This window comes from Corynebacterium sp. SCR221107 (assembly GCF_027886475.1).
In the GTDB taxonomy this organism is placed as follows: Bacteria; Actinomycetota; Actinomycetes; order Mycobacteriales; family Mycobacteriaceae; genus Corynebacterium.
The window spans coordinates 1,560,236-1,576,116 of record NZ_CP115670.1; the positions used below are offsets into that span (position 1 = coordinate 1,560,236).

Genomic DNA, 15,881 nt, shown 5'->3' on the forward strand with positions numbered 1-15,881 from the left:
GTTCTCTACACAATTGTGAATGTAAATTTCACCGATTCTCCGGGTGATTTATCTCATGCTACAGGTCGGGTTCTCTTTTTTCATCTTCGCCTATCCACCAATCGAAATTACTGCACATGCCTGTTATGTCTGTGCATGTTTTGGGGTTTGCATAAACTAAGCCACCTCCTCCTCTATAGCAAGGACCGAGCGGTTAGTGCAGGTAAGAGTCAGTTTCGTATGTCTTTCTATTGATTAGCGTGCAAGATAATCCAACTTCGATGTGGTCGGGCAATAAGGTGAATTGTGCGCCGGCGGGTGAACACTTTTGGGTTTATCTCCCAACCCCGGCGCGTGTACCAACGAGAAAAACCTCAATGCAGTTAAGCTAGGTAAGGTTCTGCAAGGCTTCACTCAGATGGTTGTGGGTAGTTGGGAAAGTGGGGCTAAGTGAATGGCTAACCGGGCACCCGTGCGCCGCCGCTGATCTCGCAGTCACCTCTTGCGCCTAGAATGCAACCTTTGTTTCGATGCTGAGCTATAGGTCCAGGCAAACTTCCCGGAGCGCTTGTCGGTTCACTGCGCTTGATTATTGTCCTGATTTTTCATTTTCCGCTGGTGTCTCGCGCGTTGAGTGTGGGGGAAAGGTCTCGTTGATGCCCACGAGAGGTGAATTCGCTGGTCGACCTAAGGCTGGCTTCCGCGTCGATGCCAGTGTGTGGCCGCGGATAGCCAGCGTCCCTTCGGGTAGGAAAGCCCTGTGGGGAGCACGTCGGGCGGAGGCTGAATTTGCCCAGGCGTGCGACAAGGCTGGACTGGTGCTTTCTGGACGCGATGCAGACCTCATCGTGTATGAAGAGTCGCTTTTTCTTCGTTTGGCCCAGTTTGGGTATCTGGGGCTTGCCGAAGGATTTATGGCCGGTGACTGGCAAAGCCCGCATGTTGCCGACGTACTTACGAAGCTACTCCAGGTTGGCTATGCACCCAGACGCGGCAGAGAAGATGTTGGCGGCGCCTATACTGGTTTGGAACTTCCGCCAGCGCTCGTACGCCTGTTTTCCGGCGATGGAATGAGCTCCAGCGGTACCGTCTTTTCCTCCGGTGTTCCTACGACGGAGCGCACGGAGACGAAAAGCTTCGTTCCGGGCGCAGGCCGCGGCGTTGAGCCGGGGATGCATTTCGTCGACATCACTACCTTGACCGACCCCACCTTTGTTGAGCGGGCCGATTTGCCCGAGGCACAGTTGCGCGCGATTCGCATGCTTCTCGACGCTGCCAAGGTGCGCTCGGGCACGCATCTGCTCGATTTCCCGGCCTCGGGGGCAGCAGCCGGCATTGCCGCGGCCCATCGCCAAGCAACAGTAGATGTTGTCGGTGCCGATGCCGACCTCATTCGGGACATTAGAATGGTCAACGACCTTGCCGGGGTTTCAGACAACGTCCGCGTCGAGCTCATGGACGAGCCCATTCCTCACCGGCGTAACTGGGTCGGGCACTTCGATGCGATCGTTAGCGTTGAAAAGCTGGAAAACTTGGGTGACAATGGGCGCCGGAAATTCGCGCGCACGCTGGACTCCCTATTGTCTGTGGGTGGGTATGCCGCAGTCCAGACAGTAGTTGCCACTCCCGAGCGTGAATCTCTAGCCACCGACGCACTAGAGCTAGCACGTGCTTACCTGTGGCCGGCGTTCGAGCCTATGTCAATCGAGCAGATTCACCGCCTCATCGACCGCGAGACGGGTCTGCGAATAATTGGCGAGACGCACTTCGGTAGCCACTATGTAGAAGGTCTGCGTCTTCAGCGCGAAACGTTTGAGGGAAACGAGCGCGAGGCAGCCGCCGATGGTTTCGATGCGGTTTACCGACGAATGTGGATTCTCTATCTCGCGATGAAAGAGGCGCTCTTTCGCGTTGGTGCACTCGACGCCGTTCAATTGACGATAACCACCCGCAACCGGCGCGGCCGTCGTTAAGCTCTCAGTCTACGTCGCAGGCCACAAGGCCAGAACGACCACGGAAAAGGCTAGAAAATAACGAAACCGTGGCCCCTTACAAGCCTTTCTGCATCGAGCATGTAAGGGGCCACGGAATGTACTTTGGCCTTTTGTTGTGGCCGATTCTGTCGCCGATTTCTACGGTTTATAGTTATCGCCAGTTTTTCATTGCGCTTTCCGACGCTTCCAAGGTGATCATCGGGTTCGTTGACCATCGTGGATCGTTGCGATGACAACTGCGTTCATCGCTGTAGCGACGTGTCCGGCGCAGTTAGATGGACTCGAGGTTGAGTTCCTTGGTCTCCTTCATGATGATCACGGAAACCAGGGTGATAACCGAGACGACAATCAGGTAGTAGCCGACGGCTTCCACTCCGTGATCGCGGGCAAGGGCGGTTGCAATAAATGGTGCGACCGCAGCGCCCAGGATGGAGGAAACGTTGTAGCTGACTCCGGAGCCTGTGTAGCGGACGTTGGTGGGGAATAGCTCGGGCAGCACGGCGGACATCGGGCCGAAGATCAAGCCCATGATGAACATACCAATGGTCAGGAAGCCTAGGACGCTCAGCTTCGTGGCATGATCGGGGCTCAGCCAGAAATCAAAGGTGAAACCGAAAGCGATCATGACTGCAGAAACAACCAGCAGGAAATTTCGACGGCCATACTTATCGGCCCAGATGCCTGCCAGCGGAATGCCGACGATGAAGGCGAAGATGGAGATGAGCTGCAGCTTCAGGAAGTCATTGTAGGCGATTCCCAAGCCGAGGCCGGCGTCTTTTTTGCCGATACCAAAGGAAAGGATCCAGGTGGTAACCAGGTAGAACAGCGTGTAGCAGCTCAGCATGATGAAGGTGCCCAGGATCATGGGGCGCCAGGAGGTCTTGAATGCCTCCGCGATCGGGGTCTTTACCTTCTTGCCTTCGGCAACCGCAGCCTGGAAAACAGGGGTTTCTTCCAGCTTGATTCGAACCCATAGGCCGATGATCACCATGATGGCGGAAAGCGCAAATGGGATACGCCAGCCCCAGCTCATGAAGGCACCTTCAATGTTGCTATTAGTGTGGCCCAGGAAGGTCACCAATGCGAGGAAGAAACCATTGGCGAACAAGAATCCAAACGGGGCGCCAAGCTGCGGCCACATGGCCGCCCATGCGCGCTTGCCCTTTTCAGCGGTTTCGGTGGCAAGAAGCGCCGCACCAGACCATTCGCCGCCGAGACCCAAGCCCTGGCAGAAGCGCATGAGCGCCAGCAGAGCGGGGGCGAGGATGCCGACCTGACCGTAGGTAGGCAGGAAGGCGATGAGGAAGGTGGCGATACCCATGGTTAACAGGGATCCAACCAGGGTTGCCTTGCGCCCAATCCGGTCACCGAAGTGCCCGAACAAGACAGAACCTAGGGGACGGGCAACGAAAGCCAGACCGAATGTGGCGAAGGACTGCAGCAGCCCCACGCTCGGGTCGTCGTTCTTCGGGAAGAAAAGGTAAGGGAAAACTGCCACGGCTGCGGTGGCGTAGACGTAGAAGTCATAGAACTCGATGGTGGTGCCCACCATTGAGGCTGTGATAATGCGGCGCTTCATGGCCTTGTCGGCCATTGGGGCCGTGTGCGTTTGAGACGTGGTCTCAGTGGCGACGGTTGACATGAATCTGAGTGGTCCTATTTTGTGAGAAATGAAAGATAGGTCGCTGATTTTCAGGGCGCACCCTTGTGGATGCGGTGGCGATAGTGAATTGTGTTCGGCATCGTCGCCTTCTGTATCGCGACAGTTCAACCCTAGAATCTCAAAACGTGAGAGTCAAGTCCCATCTAATGGGATAGTGTCGGTTTGGTTGTAAAATGCCCGAATGCTTGGGTTCTAATTAATGAAAGTCACACTGAATGCCTCAAAATCAGAGGTGGCAACCCCGGAGGCAATGCCAATTTTTGCAAGAAATGACCGCGGCAAGACCTACCGGTCAAGCAGCTTCTTTGAAGAGATAGTGATATGTCAACCATATGGGGGTGGAGCTTGTTTATAGACAAGACCGGTGATCGTGGTGAGAAACCTCCAGGCGCCAGGCGCGATATCCCATCACTTGAGGCGTCTTCTTTCTGTGCGGAGGTTCCTCGCGCGACATTCGCAAAAATATGGGCGAATCTACGTTGCATAATCGAAGGCAACGGCATTGTCGGGAAACGGGGTTAGTAAGCGAAGGTGGGTGGCTCACAGCCATGCGAGTTCGTGCTTGCTTGAAGCTCCAATCCGATTCGTCCGCATGAGATGCTGGGCGGCACTCGGAGGGCTTTTGGGAGTTCAGGTCGGTGAAACTTCAGGTCCCCGAAACAGTCACAGCCAGCGTGACACGCGGGCGTGGCGTTGAAGGTGGTGTGCCGTGGGCGGCTGGAGGTACCCGAGAATACCCAGGGAAAGCGCCCGCTGATTGTCGGAGTGCAGAGGCTGCTTGGAGAATGAACAGGAGCGAGATTTTACTGGCAACTGACTGGGGCAGACCCCGCGGGTTCAAAATGACATAATGTACATTATCGGACAACAGGGGAATTGGATCTTCTTACCTCAGCTTGCGTCGCAATTCGACAACCCTAGCCCCGCCAGCCCGCCCACCTGGTTACCGGGTCGAATCGTTGTGAGTGTCGTTGTCATGGTGTCCCTTCGTCGACATCGCGGTCTAGGACGGTGTGCGGCTGTCGGGGCGAAAATATGGACACAGTGGGATGCGTAGCGTATTGGTTACCGAGACTGGTACGACACGTTGGGCGTCGACAAGCGCATCCGACGCGGCGTTCTTTCTTAATCCTTGGGGCTTAGCACCTCGTAGATCAAAACACCTTGCTGCCAGTTGGTTTATCAGAGCCACACGGCGTCGGCGCGTCTGATGCACATATGTCTCCGGTGGTGCCGGGCCTCACCATCGAGTCCCCTCATTCATAACCTTCGAAAAACCTGCGTGCCTGCAACTGAAACGCCCACCATTTCATCAATGTGACAATTTGGCGGGGTTATGGGGAAATGCGCTCAGCAATGTTATTGTGCGTTCTCCGGGGGCAACTGTTCTTGAAACTCTTTTTGCCTATACGCGGACACTAATTGCACCGAGGTGAGGATGATTAGGATTGCCGCAATGAGGGCGATCCACAAGGGGCCGGCGAAGGCCATGTAGATGCCGAAGGCGACCACGACTACTAGGCGCAACCACAGTGCAGGAATGATTTTTCGTGCCTGCACTAGTGCTTCTCCAGCGTGAGGAGGATGTTGATGTCACCTTCCTCGTTGATCTTGGCCGCCACGAACTCGGGGGTCTCAACATCATAGTCCCCACGATTGATGTGAATAGTCGTGGACACGATTAGCTGATTTTCCGAGCGCACGGCCTTGAATACAGGCTTCACATCCTGGGTGACGCCGTGGATCGTCAGCTTACCCGGAGCGGTGATCTCCGAGACCTCAGCGTTATCGCCGAGCTGAGAAACATCTACTGGACCGTCGAGCTCGAAGGACGCTGTGGGAAACTTATCGGTCTCAAAGATTTTGGTCTTGACGTTGATGTCACGCTTTTCCTGGTCGGTTCCCACATAATCCATATCCACCTCGACATTGGCGGCAGTGAGCTTTTCCTCTTCGATCTTCACCGAGCCGGTGACCGCGCGGGTCGAGCCAGAGGTCACCGTATCCTTAGCAGGAAGCAACTCTTGAAAGGTAAAGCCAACGGAGGAAATATTGGGGCTCTTGCCATACACAACTTTCCAATCGCCATTGACATCAGTCGTCGCCGGCTTGGCATGCGAAGCGTCAAGTTCTTCTGTTTTGACGCCCGGAGCTTGGAACAGCGGAATGATGGCGGATGCCATCGCGACAATACCGAAGACGACGATTCCCAAGACTGCGATCGTGACGATTGTTTTTTGTTTTGGCTGCATAATTTTCGCTTAAAACCCTGTCCTAACAAGAGGTAAAAGACCTTTCGAGCCCGATGAATCAAGCCCGAAATGGGAAACCCGAGCGGCCTGTGATCACGCAGCCCAAGCCACGTCACACCGATCACTCCTCGGAGATCATGTTTTAGTTGTGATGAACCGCCGCTTTAAGAGACGGGTCGGATAACGAAACCCTTATCGGATTTTCTCTATGTCCCTGGCGAGGACAACGAGCTCCTGACATAAGGGATCCAGCTCGGAAAAATCTGCGCCCTCCTTCGAAGCCGTGGCGATGTCTTCTGCAAGACACCTCAACTCAAAGAGCTTATCCCTCATTGCGGCAACGCTTTCTGGGCGCATAATGACAGCAGACGCTGGGATTGTTGTACCTTGAACATTTTGACGCTGCTCATAGGCTCTCTGACGGCATGATTGGCTGCAATACTTCTTCCGACGACCCCGTGGGGACTCGACAAGCTCTTTACCGCACCACTCACACCTTGGCTGGCGCTTGACTGACATTAGCCTTAGTGTACTCAAGTTGGATAGGGGGCGATAATCCGAATGGGTACTCCCCCCGAAAGTTCCTCACTCGCGAGGCATTGACTCCCCCTAAAGAGGTGACTCCAACTCGCACGCCGTCACTGTGGCGATTCCCCGCACATGAATCTCGTGGGGCGGGGAACAATATTCAGGTCGACGTGCGTTAGTATTAGAGATCTTGTTTAACGCGTGGGCCTTACTGCCCACCGAGGATGAAAGGACTGATCACCACATGGCAGATCGCGTTCTTCGCGGAAGCCGCATGGGCGCCGTGAGTTACGAAACGGACCGCGACCATGACTTGGCTCCGCGCCAGATGGTTCGTTACAAGACCGAAGCTGGCGATGTGTTTGAGGTCCCATTCGCTGATGATGCGGAAATCCCCGGCACGTGGCTGTGCAAGAATGGCCAAATTGGCCATCTGGTTGAGGGCGAAGGCATCGAAACCAAGCCCGCGAAGCCGCCGCGCACCCACTGGGACATGCTTCGCGAACGCCGCTCGATCGAGGAACTAGATGTCCTTCTCGAGGAGCGCATCGAGCAGCTTCGCAAGCGTCGCCGCAATGCACAGCGCCTGCTCAAGCAGCAAGAGGAAGAAGCCGCCAAAAACGCCTAAGCGGCGCGACTAGGACTTCGTTCTTCCCAAGGCGCAGCTCCCAGCATCCACTCTTTCGTGGAGGCTGGGAGCTGTATTTTTGTCACAGTCCTAGCAGTGTGGAAGGACTGTCAGGACCTCAGCAGGAACAGTAACAGTTGCAGCGCTGGCGTCGAGGTAGTGCCCCAGCCCCTCTGATGACGCTTGCGGCAGGTGGCAGCTCAGGCGCGATCGATACACGCCAGCCAAAGTCGTATCCTCGGCCTCAGCTGGCAAGACATGAACCGAGGCGAGCACATCGCTGGTGAGGTCATCGGCGCTGCCGAATGCAATCGCGGCGACCGAGTAACCTGGACCAATCGAGGCAGATCCGTTCACAGTATGGTCATCCGGCCAAGCGAATTTTGTTCCCTCGATACCCGAAATAACGGACGTCCCGTAGTTTTGAGCGTAGCCATCGGCGGCGATGGGGCTAGAAGCGCGCATGCCCACCAAGGACGCTTGCGGCACTGCCATCATAACGGATAGCTTCCAGGAAACGCGCAACGTCGGCCACCGTGGTCGTGGTATTGCCCCACTACCCGTTGTAGGAGCTCTCCCCCAGCCCAAACGAGGCGATAACTTCCGAGATCGCCTGCGGATAGGTGCGATCTAAGCGGGTTGCGATCCCATCGTCGGAGAACCGGATCATCGTCTCTACCTGCATCGCATCCCCTGGGGCGCCGTGATTGGCCACCCAGTAGCCCAAGAATAGCTTTGCCAAACTCATCGCCGCGCGGGGTTCGTGCGCGTTCGGAGTTTCGGTGATGGCCCCGTTGTCATACACGACGGCGATTTCGGTGCGGGCGGGAACTGCTTGAGGATCGAGATAGATGGAAGGTGCCTGCGTCGCAGTGGCCGGGATTGCCACTGTAATCGCGGTACCGAACGTGGCTATGGCAACGATGCCTGCTTGCTTACTGGTGTGAAAAAGTTTCAAGGTTGGACATCAATAAAGTTCTCGTGGTGGCTATCATTTTCACTTGACTGGCCGATGAAATTTGTTATTGAAAATCAATAGTCGCGGGATCAATGTCGTCGGCAAGCAATATGCGTACTGACGAGGCTCGAAACGACAATGGATAATCAAACAAGGAACCGCTTATTGAAAATAATCAATCGGAATATCACACTATCCTAGGCCATGGTTACCACGATTGAGAATTGCGCACCTAGAAGTTAACGAAAAATCCTTCCCCTCGGTGCAAGTGAGAGGAAGGATGTTAAGGCTGTCGACCAACCAAGCGCGATTTAGATCATGTGCTTCTTGCGGAACTGCTTGATGGCATAGTCTGCCTGGCCACCAAACTCCTCTTTCAAGGCGTGAAGCTGTGCGCCACGGTGCTTAATGCCCCATTTGGTGACCTCGACGAGGGAATCTTTGACGAAGCTGCCGTCGAGCTTGGATTCCCCGATCTCACGCTCGGTGAAAGTAATCGGCACCTCGCGCACGTCGAAGCCAGCTTGGATCACGCGGAAGGCCATGTCCACCTGGAAAATATAGCCAGCGTTGGACAGCTCGTCGAGATTGACGGACTCGAGAACCTCACGGCGGAAGGCCCGGTAACCCGCCGTCATATCGGACAGACCCGCACCCAGCGCCAAGGAGATGTAGAGGTTGCCGCCCTTGGACAGGAAGAAACGCTTCTTCGGCCAGTTCACAACCTTGCCGCCCTTGATGTAGCGGGCCCCAATCACCAGATCCGCGCCGTCGTCGATCTGCTCAAGTAGCTTATGAAGCTCCTCTGGCGCGTGGGAGCCGTCGGCGTCCATCTCACACAGCACCTGGTAGTCCTGCTCTAAGCCCCAACGGAAGCCCGCGACATACGCGCCGCAAAGCCCACCCTTGCCCTCACGGTGCAAGACCTTGATGTGGCTGTCTGCGGCAGCAAGCTTATCGGCAGCCTCACCGGTGCCGTCGGGGCTGCTGTCATCCACGATGAGGATATCGACCTCTGGCGCCGCCGTGCGGACCCGACCGGTGATCAGTGGGAGGTTTCCCAGCTCATTGTAAGTGGGGATGATGACCAGAGTCTTGTCGCTTGGATTGCTCATGGCGGTGGATGTTCTCCTTAAAAAGCCTAGTTGTACTGTAGAAAGTCAGGCCACACGGTGGCAATAGTTGCCACCACGGGGGACCAGCGAGGTGCTCATTGGCCTTAGCGCAGCAAAGCCACTATCCGCGGTAAGCACCCGACTTCTTAGGAGTGGTTCCCGTGAGATTTTTACGGCTCAGGCTACGATTCCTCAACGCCCATGCCGCGCACAATGTTCCTATGATAACCAACAAGTACTCAACGTATAAACCATAGCGGGTCGCAAAAGTTAAGGTATTGCGCAGCGGGAGATTAGCCACAAGGTGGCGGGCCTCGAAGATGTCTGTTTTTTCAATGACGCTGCCGTCAGGGTTGATCATCGCCGAGGACCCTGAGGTGGCCGCCACGACAACCGCCCTGTCTACCTCGACCGCGCGCAAGCGGCTCATCGCAAGCTGCTGGTAGGTCATGTCGCTGAAGCCGAATGTGGCGTTGTTGGTAGGAGTGGTCAAAATTGTGGCACCATTTTTCACCGCGTCGCGGCCGGCTGCATCAAAGGCAACCTCATAGCACGTGGCCACGCCCACCGCTACTGGATCACCACCGGAACGCGGCTGCATATGGACCACCCCAGTTCCATCGCCTGGCTTGAAGTCACCGGCGAGGTCAACCATGTCAGAAAAGATCCGGAAGAACGAACGCCACGGCATGTACTCGCCAAAAGGCTGGAGGAATTTCTTGTAGTGGTACTCCCCTGCGCCATCGACCGGATCCATGACGATCATGGTGTTACGCTCGCCCACCTCGTCCTCGGTGATTGTGCCCACGAGAGTGGGGGCGTTGACGGCGGCGACCGCCTGCTGGATCTGGGCATTCGCCGTGGCATCCTTGAACGGATTGACGTCGGAGGAGTTCTCCGGCCAGATGACGATGTCGACGTCGCTGCCTTCGTCGTCGGCAAGCCGCTGCGATTCTGCCACGTGGTTGGCCAGCACGGCGCGACGCTGGGCGTTGAACTCTAGGCCGAGGCGCGGGACATTGCCTTGGATCGCCGCCGCGGTAATCCGACCAAGGTCTTCTGCCCGCCCCTGAAAAGCGCCCGCCAAAAGCGAGCCACCGATGATGGCCACCACCACGCCAAGGCTAGCCAACCTATGCACGCGGGAGGTTTCGGCGTTGCTGGCAGGCCGGGAGCCTCGGTACGCTTGGCTGCTCATGCTCAGGCCGGAAGCGATGGCCACGCCCAGCGAGACGGTGGCGCAACCCACGAGGGCCGGGCCGCCATAGGCCGCGAGAGGCAACAACGGCCCATCGACCTGTCCCCAGCCGAGCCTTACCCAGGCGAAGCCCCCGAAGGGAAAGCTACTGCGGCCCCACTCGACTGCTTGGTACCAGAACACAAAAGCGATGGGATACCATCGCCACGAACCCATCCACGTGGCAACCAGCCCGAACAGCCCAGACCACAGCGCAAGGTAAACGCTGAGCGCGATGTAGGGCATGTTGCCCACCAGTTCGCCGATCCACGGCAACAAATAAAAGTAGATGACGAAGGCGTGGATAAAACCGGTGAGGAATCCGCCCCTGGCGGTCAGCCGGCCATGGTCGTCGATAAGCGCAAAAAGCAGGCGCTGGGTACGGTTGGGCACCTTCTTGCCCAGGCGATAAACAGGCTCGGCGCCGGAATAAAATGGCCACCAGCGTAGCGGCGCCAAGGCAATAAACAGCGCCGCGATGCCAAACCAAGCAGCAAGCCACACCCCCATCGGCTCATAGGAAGCATAGACAGCCAGCCCGCCCAGGCCCGCGACTATAAGGCGGGCGAAAAGAATCAACGTTAACCTTTGCATCGGCGCCGATTGTATCGCGCATGCAGACAGTCGCCCCGCTTAAGGGGCACTGAGGTAGATCAGTGAAAGTGGAAGTCCTATAGCCTCTAGAGATTGAGCCGCCCCGACACTTTGTGGGCCGTGGCAACAAGCCACCTTACTTGCGCTGATTGGAACGGCCGTCGCCCGTGCCTGGGTCGGTGAAATCCTCCGGACGTAGGTTGGAACTCCACTGCTGGATTTCCTCTTCGTCGATAACGCCGGCGGAGTCTTCCCCGCCGGCAAAGCTGCCGTAATTGGCGCGCTGCCGGTAGGAGTTGGCCGCCTCGAAGCTGCGCACGCCAAAGTCCTCGATCCGGGTGCGCAGCTTCTTAGCCAGCAATCCGCGGATGAGTGCACGGGTCGGCGCAAAGATCAGCAGCAAGCCCAAGATGGAGGTGACAAAACCAGGCAGGGCGACAAGGAAGGAACCTGCCGCCACGAGCCCCAGATCGCCGGCTGTTTGACCCGGGCCAATCTTGCCACTGCCGACCTTCTTGGAGATGCTGCTCATCTCCCACGCTGCGAGGAAGAGCCCGCCGAAGAAAAAGGCCAATAGCCATAGCACGGCCTTTCCTGGGCCCAACCAGCTAGCCACACCCCAAAACGTCAAGGCTTCGAGGAGGATGTACGGAAATGCGATCATTGCGGGCATAGTCTCCACCATAGCGATGTTTTGCGACGAAAACCGGCAATGAACCCCGTGCTCGCCAACGGCGAACAAACTTAGGGACACCCGCTGGCCATGTCGTGCGGGCGTGAAGTCCACCCTGGCTGAAAAATACAGGGTGTCATCGCAAGTGTACCCCATGGCGCCATCGTTTCTCACGCCATGGCTTTTTTGCTTGCCGACGCCACCAGGGCCGCGCCACCTTTGCGATTGCCTGCCCCGGCTTGGTGCGAGCATGAAGTGGCACAGCACCGCCCCAACTACGATGCACGGCCGGCGCCGTCGGCACGCACAGGCGTTAACTAGTTGCGCTCGCTGCGCTCCTCGAGCTCCCCCTCCATCTCCAAGAAGGTGGTGCGCAGGGTATCCAGTGCTTCTTGGGAAGGTTGCTCCCACAGGCCACGCTCGTGCGCCTCGAGTAGGCGCTCCGAGATGTCGCGGAGCGCCCACGGATTGGACTGTTCGAAGAACTCGCGGTTGGTAGGATCAGCGACATAGGTGCTGGTCAGGGTCTCATACATCCAATCTTCCATGAGGCCGGTGGTGGCGTCATATCCGAAGAGATAATCCACCGTGGCGCTCATCTCGAACGCGCCCTTGTAGCCGTGATTGCGCATCGCCTCGATCCAGCGGGGATTGACCACGCGGGCGCGGAACACGCGGCGCGATTCCTCGTGCAAGGTGCGGGTCTTGACCGTTTCCTGTCGGGTAGAGTCGCCGATATAGGCCTCGGGGTTGGAGCCGGTCAGCGCGCGCACGGTAGCCACCATGCCGCCGTGGAACTGGAAGTAATCATCAGAGTCGGCGATATCGTGCTCCTTGGAGTCCACATTCTTCGCAGCTACCTGAATGCGCCGATAGGCGCGCCTCATGTCCTCGTCGGCCTTTTCGCCATCGACGCCGCGGCCGTAGGCGTAGCCACCCCAGGTGGTGTACACCTCGGCGAGATCCTTGTCATCGCGCCAGGCGCCGGATTCGATGAGCTGGAGCAGACCTGCGCCGTAGGTACCCGGCTTGGAACCGAAGATGCGACGGATGCGTCCCTCGCCACCTGCACCCGGCGCGCCCTGCTCCGCGCGGTCCTGACGGGCGTGCGCGCGCACGTAGTTGTCCTCGTCGGCCTCGTCGAGTCCTGCAACCAGCTGGACGGCGTCGTCCAGCAAGGCAATGACGTGCGGGAAGGCATCGCGGAAGAAGCCGGAGATGCGCACGGTGGTGTCGATGCGTGGGCGGCCCAACTCCTGAAGTGAAATGACCTCCAGGCGGGTCACGCGGCGGGAGGCCTCGTCCCAGACTGGGCGGACTCCGAGGAGGGCGAAGACCTCGGCGATGTCGTCGCCCGAGGTACGCATGGCGGAGGTGCCCCATACTGAAAGACCCACCGACTGCGGATACGCTCCGTCGTGGTCTGCCTGGTAGCGCTCAATGAGTGAGTCGGCCAGGAGTTGTCCGGTTTCCCAGGCCAGGCGTGAGGGCAGCGACTTCGGATCGACCGAGTAGAAGTTACGCCCGGTGGGTAGGACGTTGATCAGTCCGCGCATGGGGGAACCAGACGGCCCGGCCTCGATGAAGCGTCCGTCGAGGGCGCGCAGGACTTGGTCGATCTCCCCGGCGGATTGAACCAGGCGCGGGATGACCTCGGTGCAGCTAAACTCCAGCAACCGGACGAGCGCCTGCGGGTCTGCGCCTTCAGGCAGTGCCTGGGACTGAGTAAGTTCCTCCACGAGGCCGCTGGCGGCGGTGGCATCCCAATTGGCGTCTTCGAGCTTGCTGAGCAGCCCCTTGGCGAGGTTTTCGATCTCGTCGACGCGGTGGCGGGACTCGTCGCCTGCCTCCGACAAGCCAAGTGTCTCGCGCAGTCCCAGGACCGCGTCTTCGCCGCCCCAGAGCTGGCGGGCACGCAGCATCGCCAGGACCAATTCCACTCGCATCTCACCGCTCACCGCCTCGCCGAGAACATGAAGGCCACCACGGATGGCCACGTCCTTGATCTCGCACAGCCAGCCGTCGATTTCCATCATCTTGTCATCGAAGGCCTCGTCGTCGGGACGCTCATCCCAGCCGAGGTCGGAGTCCATCTTGGCCGCTTGGAGCAAAGTCCAGATCTCCTGACGAATCGCCGGGAGTTTGGCAGGATCCATGGCTGCGATCGAGGCGTGCTCATCGAGCAGCTGCTCGAGACGAGTGATGTCGCCGTAGCTTTCGGCGCGGGCCATCGGCGGGATCATGTGGTCAATCAGCGTCGCGTGCGCACGGCGCTTGGCCTGGGTGCCCTCGCCGGGGTCGTTGACGAGGAAGGGATAAATGAGCGGGAGCTCGTTGATGGCTTGATCCGGGTAGCATTCTGCCGACAGTCCTGCGTTCTTGCCCGGCAGCCACTCCATGTTGCCGTGCTTGCCCATGTGGACGATGGCATCGGCGCCGAAGACCTCCCGCAGCCAGTAGTAGGTGCCTAGGTAATGGTGGTTGGCGGGTAGGTCGGGGTCGTGGTAAATGCCCACCGGGTTGTCGCCGAATCCGCGCGGCGGTTGAACCATGATGACGACGTTGCCGAACTGCAGGCCCGCGATGTAGAGCTCCCCGGTGGCCTCGTTGACGTAATGGGTGCCGGGGGCCGCACCCCAATGCTGCTCCATTTCCTCGCGCATGGCCTGCGGCAAGGTGGCGAAGAAGTTGAGGTAATCCTGCTTGGACAACTTCAACGGATTGGTGTCGAGCACCTCCTGCGTAAGCCAGTTCGGGTCGTGTCCACCAGCGTCGATGATGGCATGCATGAGAGCATCACCGTCAAGTGGGCCGTCCTCGTCGGTGAGTGTGAAGCCGGGGATGAGTGCGGGATCGCCGAGATCATAGCCGGCCTGGACGAGCGCGCGCACGACGCGCAGGGTCGACAGCGGGGTATCGAGGCCCACGGCGTTGCCGATGCGGGCGTGTTTGGTCGGGTACGCAGAAAACATCACAACGAGCTTTTTGTCCTTGTTCTCCAACTTGCGTAGACGTGCGTGCCGGTAAGCGATACCCGCCAGCCGCGCGCAACGCTCCTCGTCCGGGACGTAGGCGATGAGCCCGTGCTCGTCGTATTCTTTGAAGGAGAAGGCCACGGTGATGATGCGGCCATCGAATTCGGGTACGGCAATTTGGCTGGCCACGTCCATGGGCGAGAGTCCCTCGTCGGATTCCTCCCATTCCTCGCGGGAGTTGGTCAAGGCCAAGCCCTGGATGATGGGGATGTCGATGGAGGCGAGTGCGGCCACATCCCAGGCCTCGTCATCACCGCCGGCACCGGCGATGGCCGGCTTCGTTCCGCCGGCAGCCAGTACTGTCGTGATGAGCACGTCCAAGGTCGCGATTTCGTCGATAAGCTCCTGTGGCGCTTGGCGCAGCGACGCGGCGAAAAGCGGAACGGCCTTCGCCCCGCGAGCCTCAATGGCACGGGCGAGCGCGGCAATGTAATGCGTGTTTCCCGCCAGGTGGTGCGCGCGGTAATAGACGATGCCCACGCGCGGGGCCTCCGGGTCGGTGATGGTGGAGCTAAAAGCTTCCTCCCCCAGGTGTCCCCAGATGGGCATGTGCTCCGGCTGTTCGAATCCAAGCCCGGTGAGCAACACTGTGTCGGAAAGGAAGTGATGCAGGTTGACCAGGTTGTGGGTGCCGCCTTCGGCCAGGTAGGTGTGGGCTTGAGTGGCCACGCCCGCAGGCACGGTGGAAAGCTCCGTCAATTCTGCATCGACGGCTAACTCGCCGGAGACGATCACGGTGGGAACCCCGGAGCCAATGAGGGTGTGCAGCCCTTGTTCCCAGGCGCGCTTGCCACCGAGCAAACGCACGACGAAGATCTGGGAGTCCTGGATGAATTCCTCCAGTTGCGCGGGGGTGACCATATTAGGGTTGGCGAAGCGATACTCGACATCGGCCACCTCCGACGCGGCCTTTGCGGTAAGCAGGTCTGTGTCAGAGGTGGACAAAAGGGTAATCATGCTGGCGGTAAACCTCGTATATTTCGTTGCGGGAAGCGCGCCCGCGTGGGAAAGGAAACAATGTCCGCGAGAAGGTCTGGCTGTGACAGTGGCGCGACCGCCCGGGCTTTCACCGGATTCACCTCGCGGATGAGCGAGAAGGATTTGTGCTTGCGCTTGCAGCACGGCGCCTTTCTTAGCCCAACCTACCTTACCTGAGCCAGCCCACTTACCTTTTGGCTCCAAAGACAAAAGGAACTCATCCACGACGAGCGAACCCCTTTTCACC

General features: G+C 58.4%; 12 protein-coding genes. 2 read left to right on the top strand and 10 right to left on the bottom strand.

Translation table 11 applies throughout. The annotated features are described in order from the left end of the window. Window positions 1–635: 635 nt before the first annotated feature. On the top strand, window positions 636–1,952 hold the full coding sequence (locus tag PAB09_RS06835; RefSeq protein ID WP_271032972.1) for a class I SAM-dependent methyltransferase: 1,317 nt from the start codon (window positions 636–638) through the stop codon (window positions 1,950–1,952). 292 nt (window positions 1,953–2,244) lie between these two features. Here PAB09_RS06835 and PAB09_RS06840 read toward each other — a convergent pair whose 3' ends face one another. From PAB09_RS06840 to PAB09_RS06855, 4 genes are all read right to left on the bottom strand, one after another. Further along, window positions 2,245–3,615 carry an MFS transporter gene (locus tag PAB09_RS06840; protein ID WP_442873648.1) on the bottom strand — a complete coding sequence of 457 codons (1,371 nt, stop codon included), beginning with the start codon at window positions 3,613–3,615 and terminating at the stop codon, window positions 2,245–2,247. A gap of 1,380 nt (window positions 3,616–4,995) precedes the next feature. After that, window positions 4,996–5,196, bottom strand: a complete 201-nt coding sequence (locus tag PAB09_RS06845) for a hypothetical protein (protein ID WP_271032973.1) — start codon at window positions 5,194–5,196, stop codon at window positions 4,996–4,998. Further along, complete coding sequence (locus tag PAB09_RS06850; protein ID WP_271032974.1) at window positions 5,196–5,888, bottom strand: YceI family protein; 693 nt, start codon at window positions 5,886–5,888, stop codon at window positions 5,196–5,198. The genes PAB09_RS06845 and PAB09_RS06850 overlap by 1 nt, the downstream gene beginning before the upstream one ends. Before the next feature lie 192 nt (window positions 5,889–6,080). Next, window positions 6,081–6,407, bottom strand: a complete 327-nt coding sequence (locus tag PAB09_RS06855; RefSeq protein ID WP_271032975.1) for a hypothetical protein — start codon at window positions 6,405–6,407, stop codon at window positions 6,081–6,083. A 253-nt stretch (window positions 6,408–6,660) separates the two neighbouring features. Between PAB09_RS06855 and PAB09_RS06860 the strand changes: the two genes are divergently transcribed. Next, window positions 6,661–7,044, top strand: a complete 384-nt coding sequence (locus PAB09_RS06860) for an RNA polymerase-binding protein RbpA (RefSeq protein WP_271032976.1) — start codon at window positions 6,661–6,663, stop codon at window positions 7,042–7,044. A 90-nt stretch (window positions 7,045–7,134) separates the two neighbouring features. Here the strand turns inward: PAB09_RS06860 and PAB09_RS06865 are convergent, their stop codons facing one another. From PAB09_RS06865 to cobN, 6 genes are all read right to left on the bottom strand, one after another. Beyond that, window positions 7,135–7,542, bottom strand: coding sequence for a hypothetical protein (locus PAB09_RS06865; protein WP_271032977.1), 408 nt, complete (start codon window positions 7,540–7,542; stop codon window positions 7,135–7,137). Window positions 7,543–7,600: 58 nt separating this feature from the next. Next, a complete protein-coding gene (locus tag PAB09_RS06870) occupies window positions 7,601–8,002 on the bottom strand; it encodes a hypothetical protein (protein ID WP_271032978.1) in 402 nt (133 codons plus the stop codon). Window positions 8,003–8,313: 311 nt separating this feature from the next. Next, window positions 8,314–9,117, bottom strand: coding sequence for a polyprenol monophosphomannose synthase (locus tag PAB09_RS06875; RefSeq protein WP_271032979.1), 804 nt, complete (start codon window positions 9,115–9,117; stop codon window positions 8,314–8,316). A 121-nt stretch (window positions 9,118–9,238) separates the two neighbouring features. Then, the gene (lnt, locus tag PAB09_RS06880) at window positions 9,239–10,948 is read right to left on the bottom strand and encodes an apolipoprotein N-acyltransferase (protein ID WP_271032980.1); all 1,710 of its coding nucleotides are present in this window, start codon (window positions 10,946–10,948) and stop codon (window positions 9,239–9,241) included. A 136-nt stretch (window positions 10,949–11,084) separates the two neighbouring features. Next, on the bottom strand, window positions 11,085–11,621 hold the full coding sequence (locus PAB09_RS06885; RefSeq protein ID WP_271032981.1) for an FxsA family protein: 537 nt from the start codon (window positions 11,619–11,621) through the stop codon (window positions 11,085–11,087). A 317-nt stretch (window positions 11,622–11,938) separates the two neighbouring features. Further along, a complete protein-coding gene (gene cobN, locus PAB09_RS06890; protein WP_271032982.1) occupies window positions 11,939–15,613 on the bottom strand; it encodes a cobaltochelatase subunit CobN in 3,675 nt (1,224 codons plus the stop codon). Window positions 15,614–15,881: the final 268 nt, after the last annotated feature.

What these genes read in the sequence shown, in the direction of transcription:
- PAB09_RS06835 (WP_271032972.1), top strand. Translation starts at nt 636, where the DNA reads ATGCCCACGAGAGGTGAATTCGCTGGTCGACCTAAGGCTGGCTTCCGC.
- PAB09_RS06840 (WP_442873648.1), bottom strand. Translation starts at nt 3,615, where the DNA reads ATGTCAACCGTCGCCACTGAGACCACGTCTCAAACGCACACGGCCCCA.
- PAB09_RS06850 (WP_271032974.1), bottom strand. Translation starts at nt 5,888, where the DNA reads ATGCAGCCAAAACAAAAAACAATCGTCACGATCGCAGTCTTGGGAATC.
- PAB09_RS06855 (WP_271032975.1), bottom strand. Translation starts at nt 6,407, where the DNA reads ATGTCAGTCAAGCGCCAGCCAAGGTGTGAGTGGTGCGGTAAAGAGCTT.
- PAB09_RS06860 (WP_271032976.1), top strand. Translation starts at nt 6,661, where the DNA reads ATGGCAGATCGCGTTCTTCGCGGAAGCCGCATGGGCGCCGTGAGTTAC.
- PAB09_RS06865 (WP_271032977.1), bottom strand. Translation starts at nt 7,542, where the DNA reads ATGATGGCAGTGCCGCAAGCGTCCTTGGTGGGCATGCGCGCTTCTAGC.
- PAB09_RS06875 (WP_271032979.1), bottom strand. Translation starts at nt 9,117, where the DNA reads ATGAGCAATCCAAGCGACAAGACTCTGGTCATCATCCCCACTTACAAT.
- lnt (WP_271032980.1), bottom strand. Translation starts at nt 10,948, where the DNA reads ATGCAAAGGTTAACGTTGATTCTTTTCGCCCGCCTTATAGTCGCGGGC.
- PAB09_RS06885 (WP_271032981.1), bottom strand. Translation starts at nt 11,621, where the DNA reads ATGCCCGCAATGATCGCATTTCCGTACATCCTCCTCGAAGCCTTGACG.
- cobN (WP_271032982.1), bottom strand. Translation starts at nt 15,613, where the DNA reads ATGATTACCCTTTTGTCCACCTCTGACACAGACCTGCTTACCGCAAAG.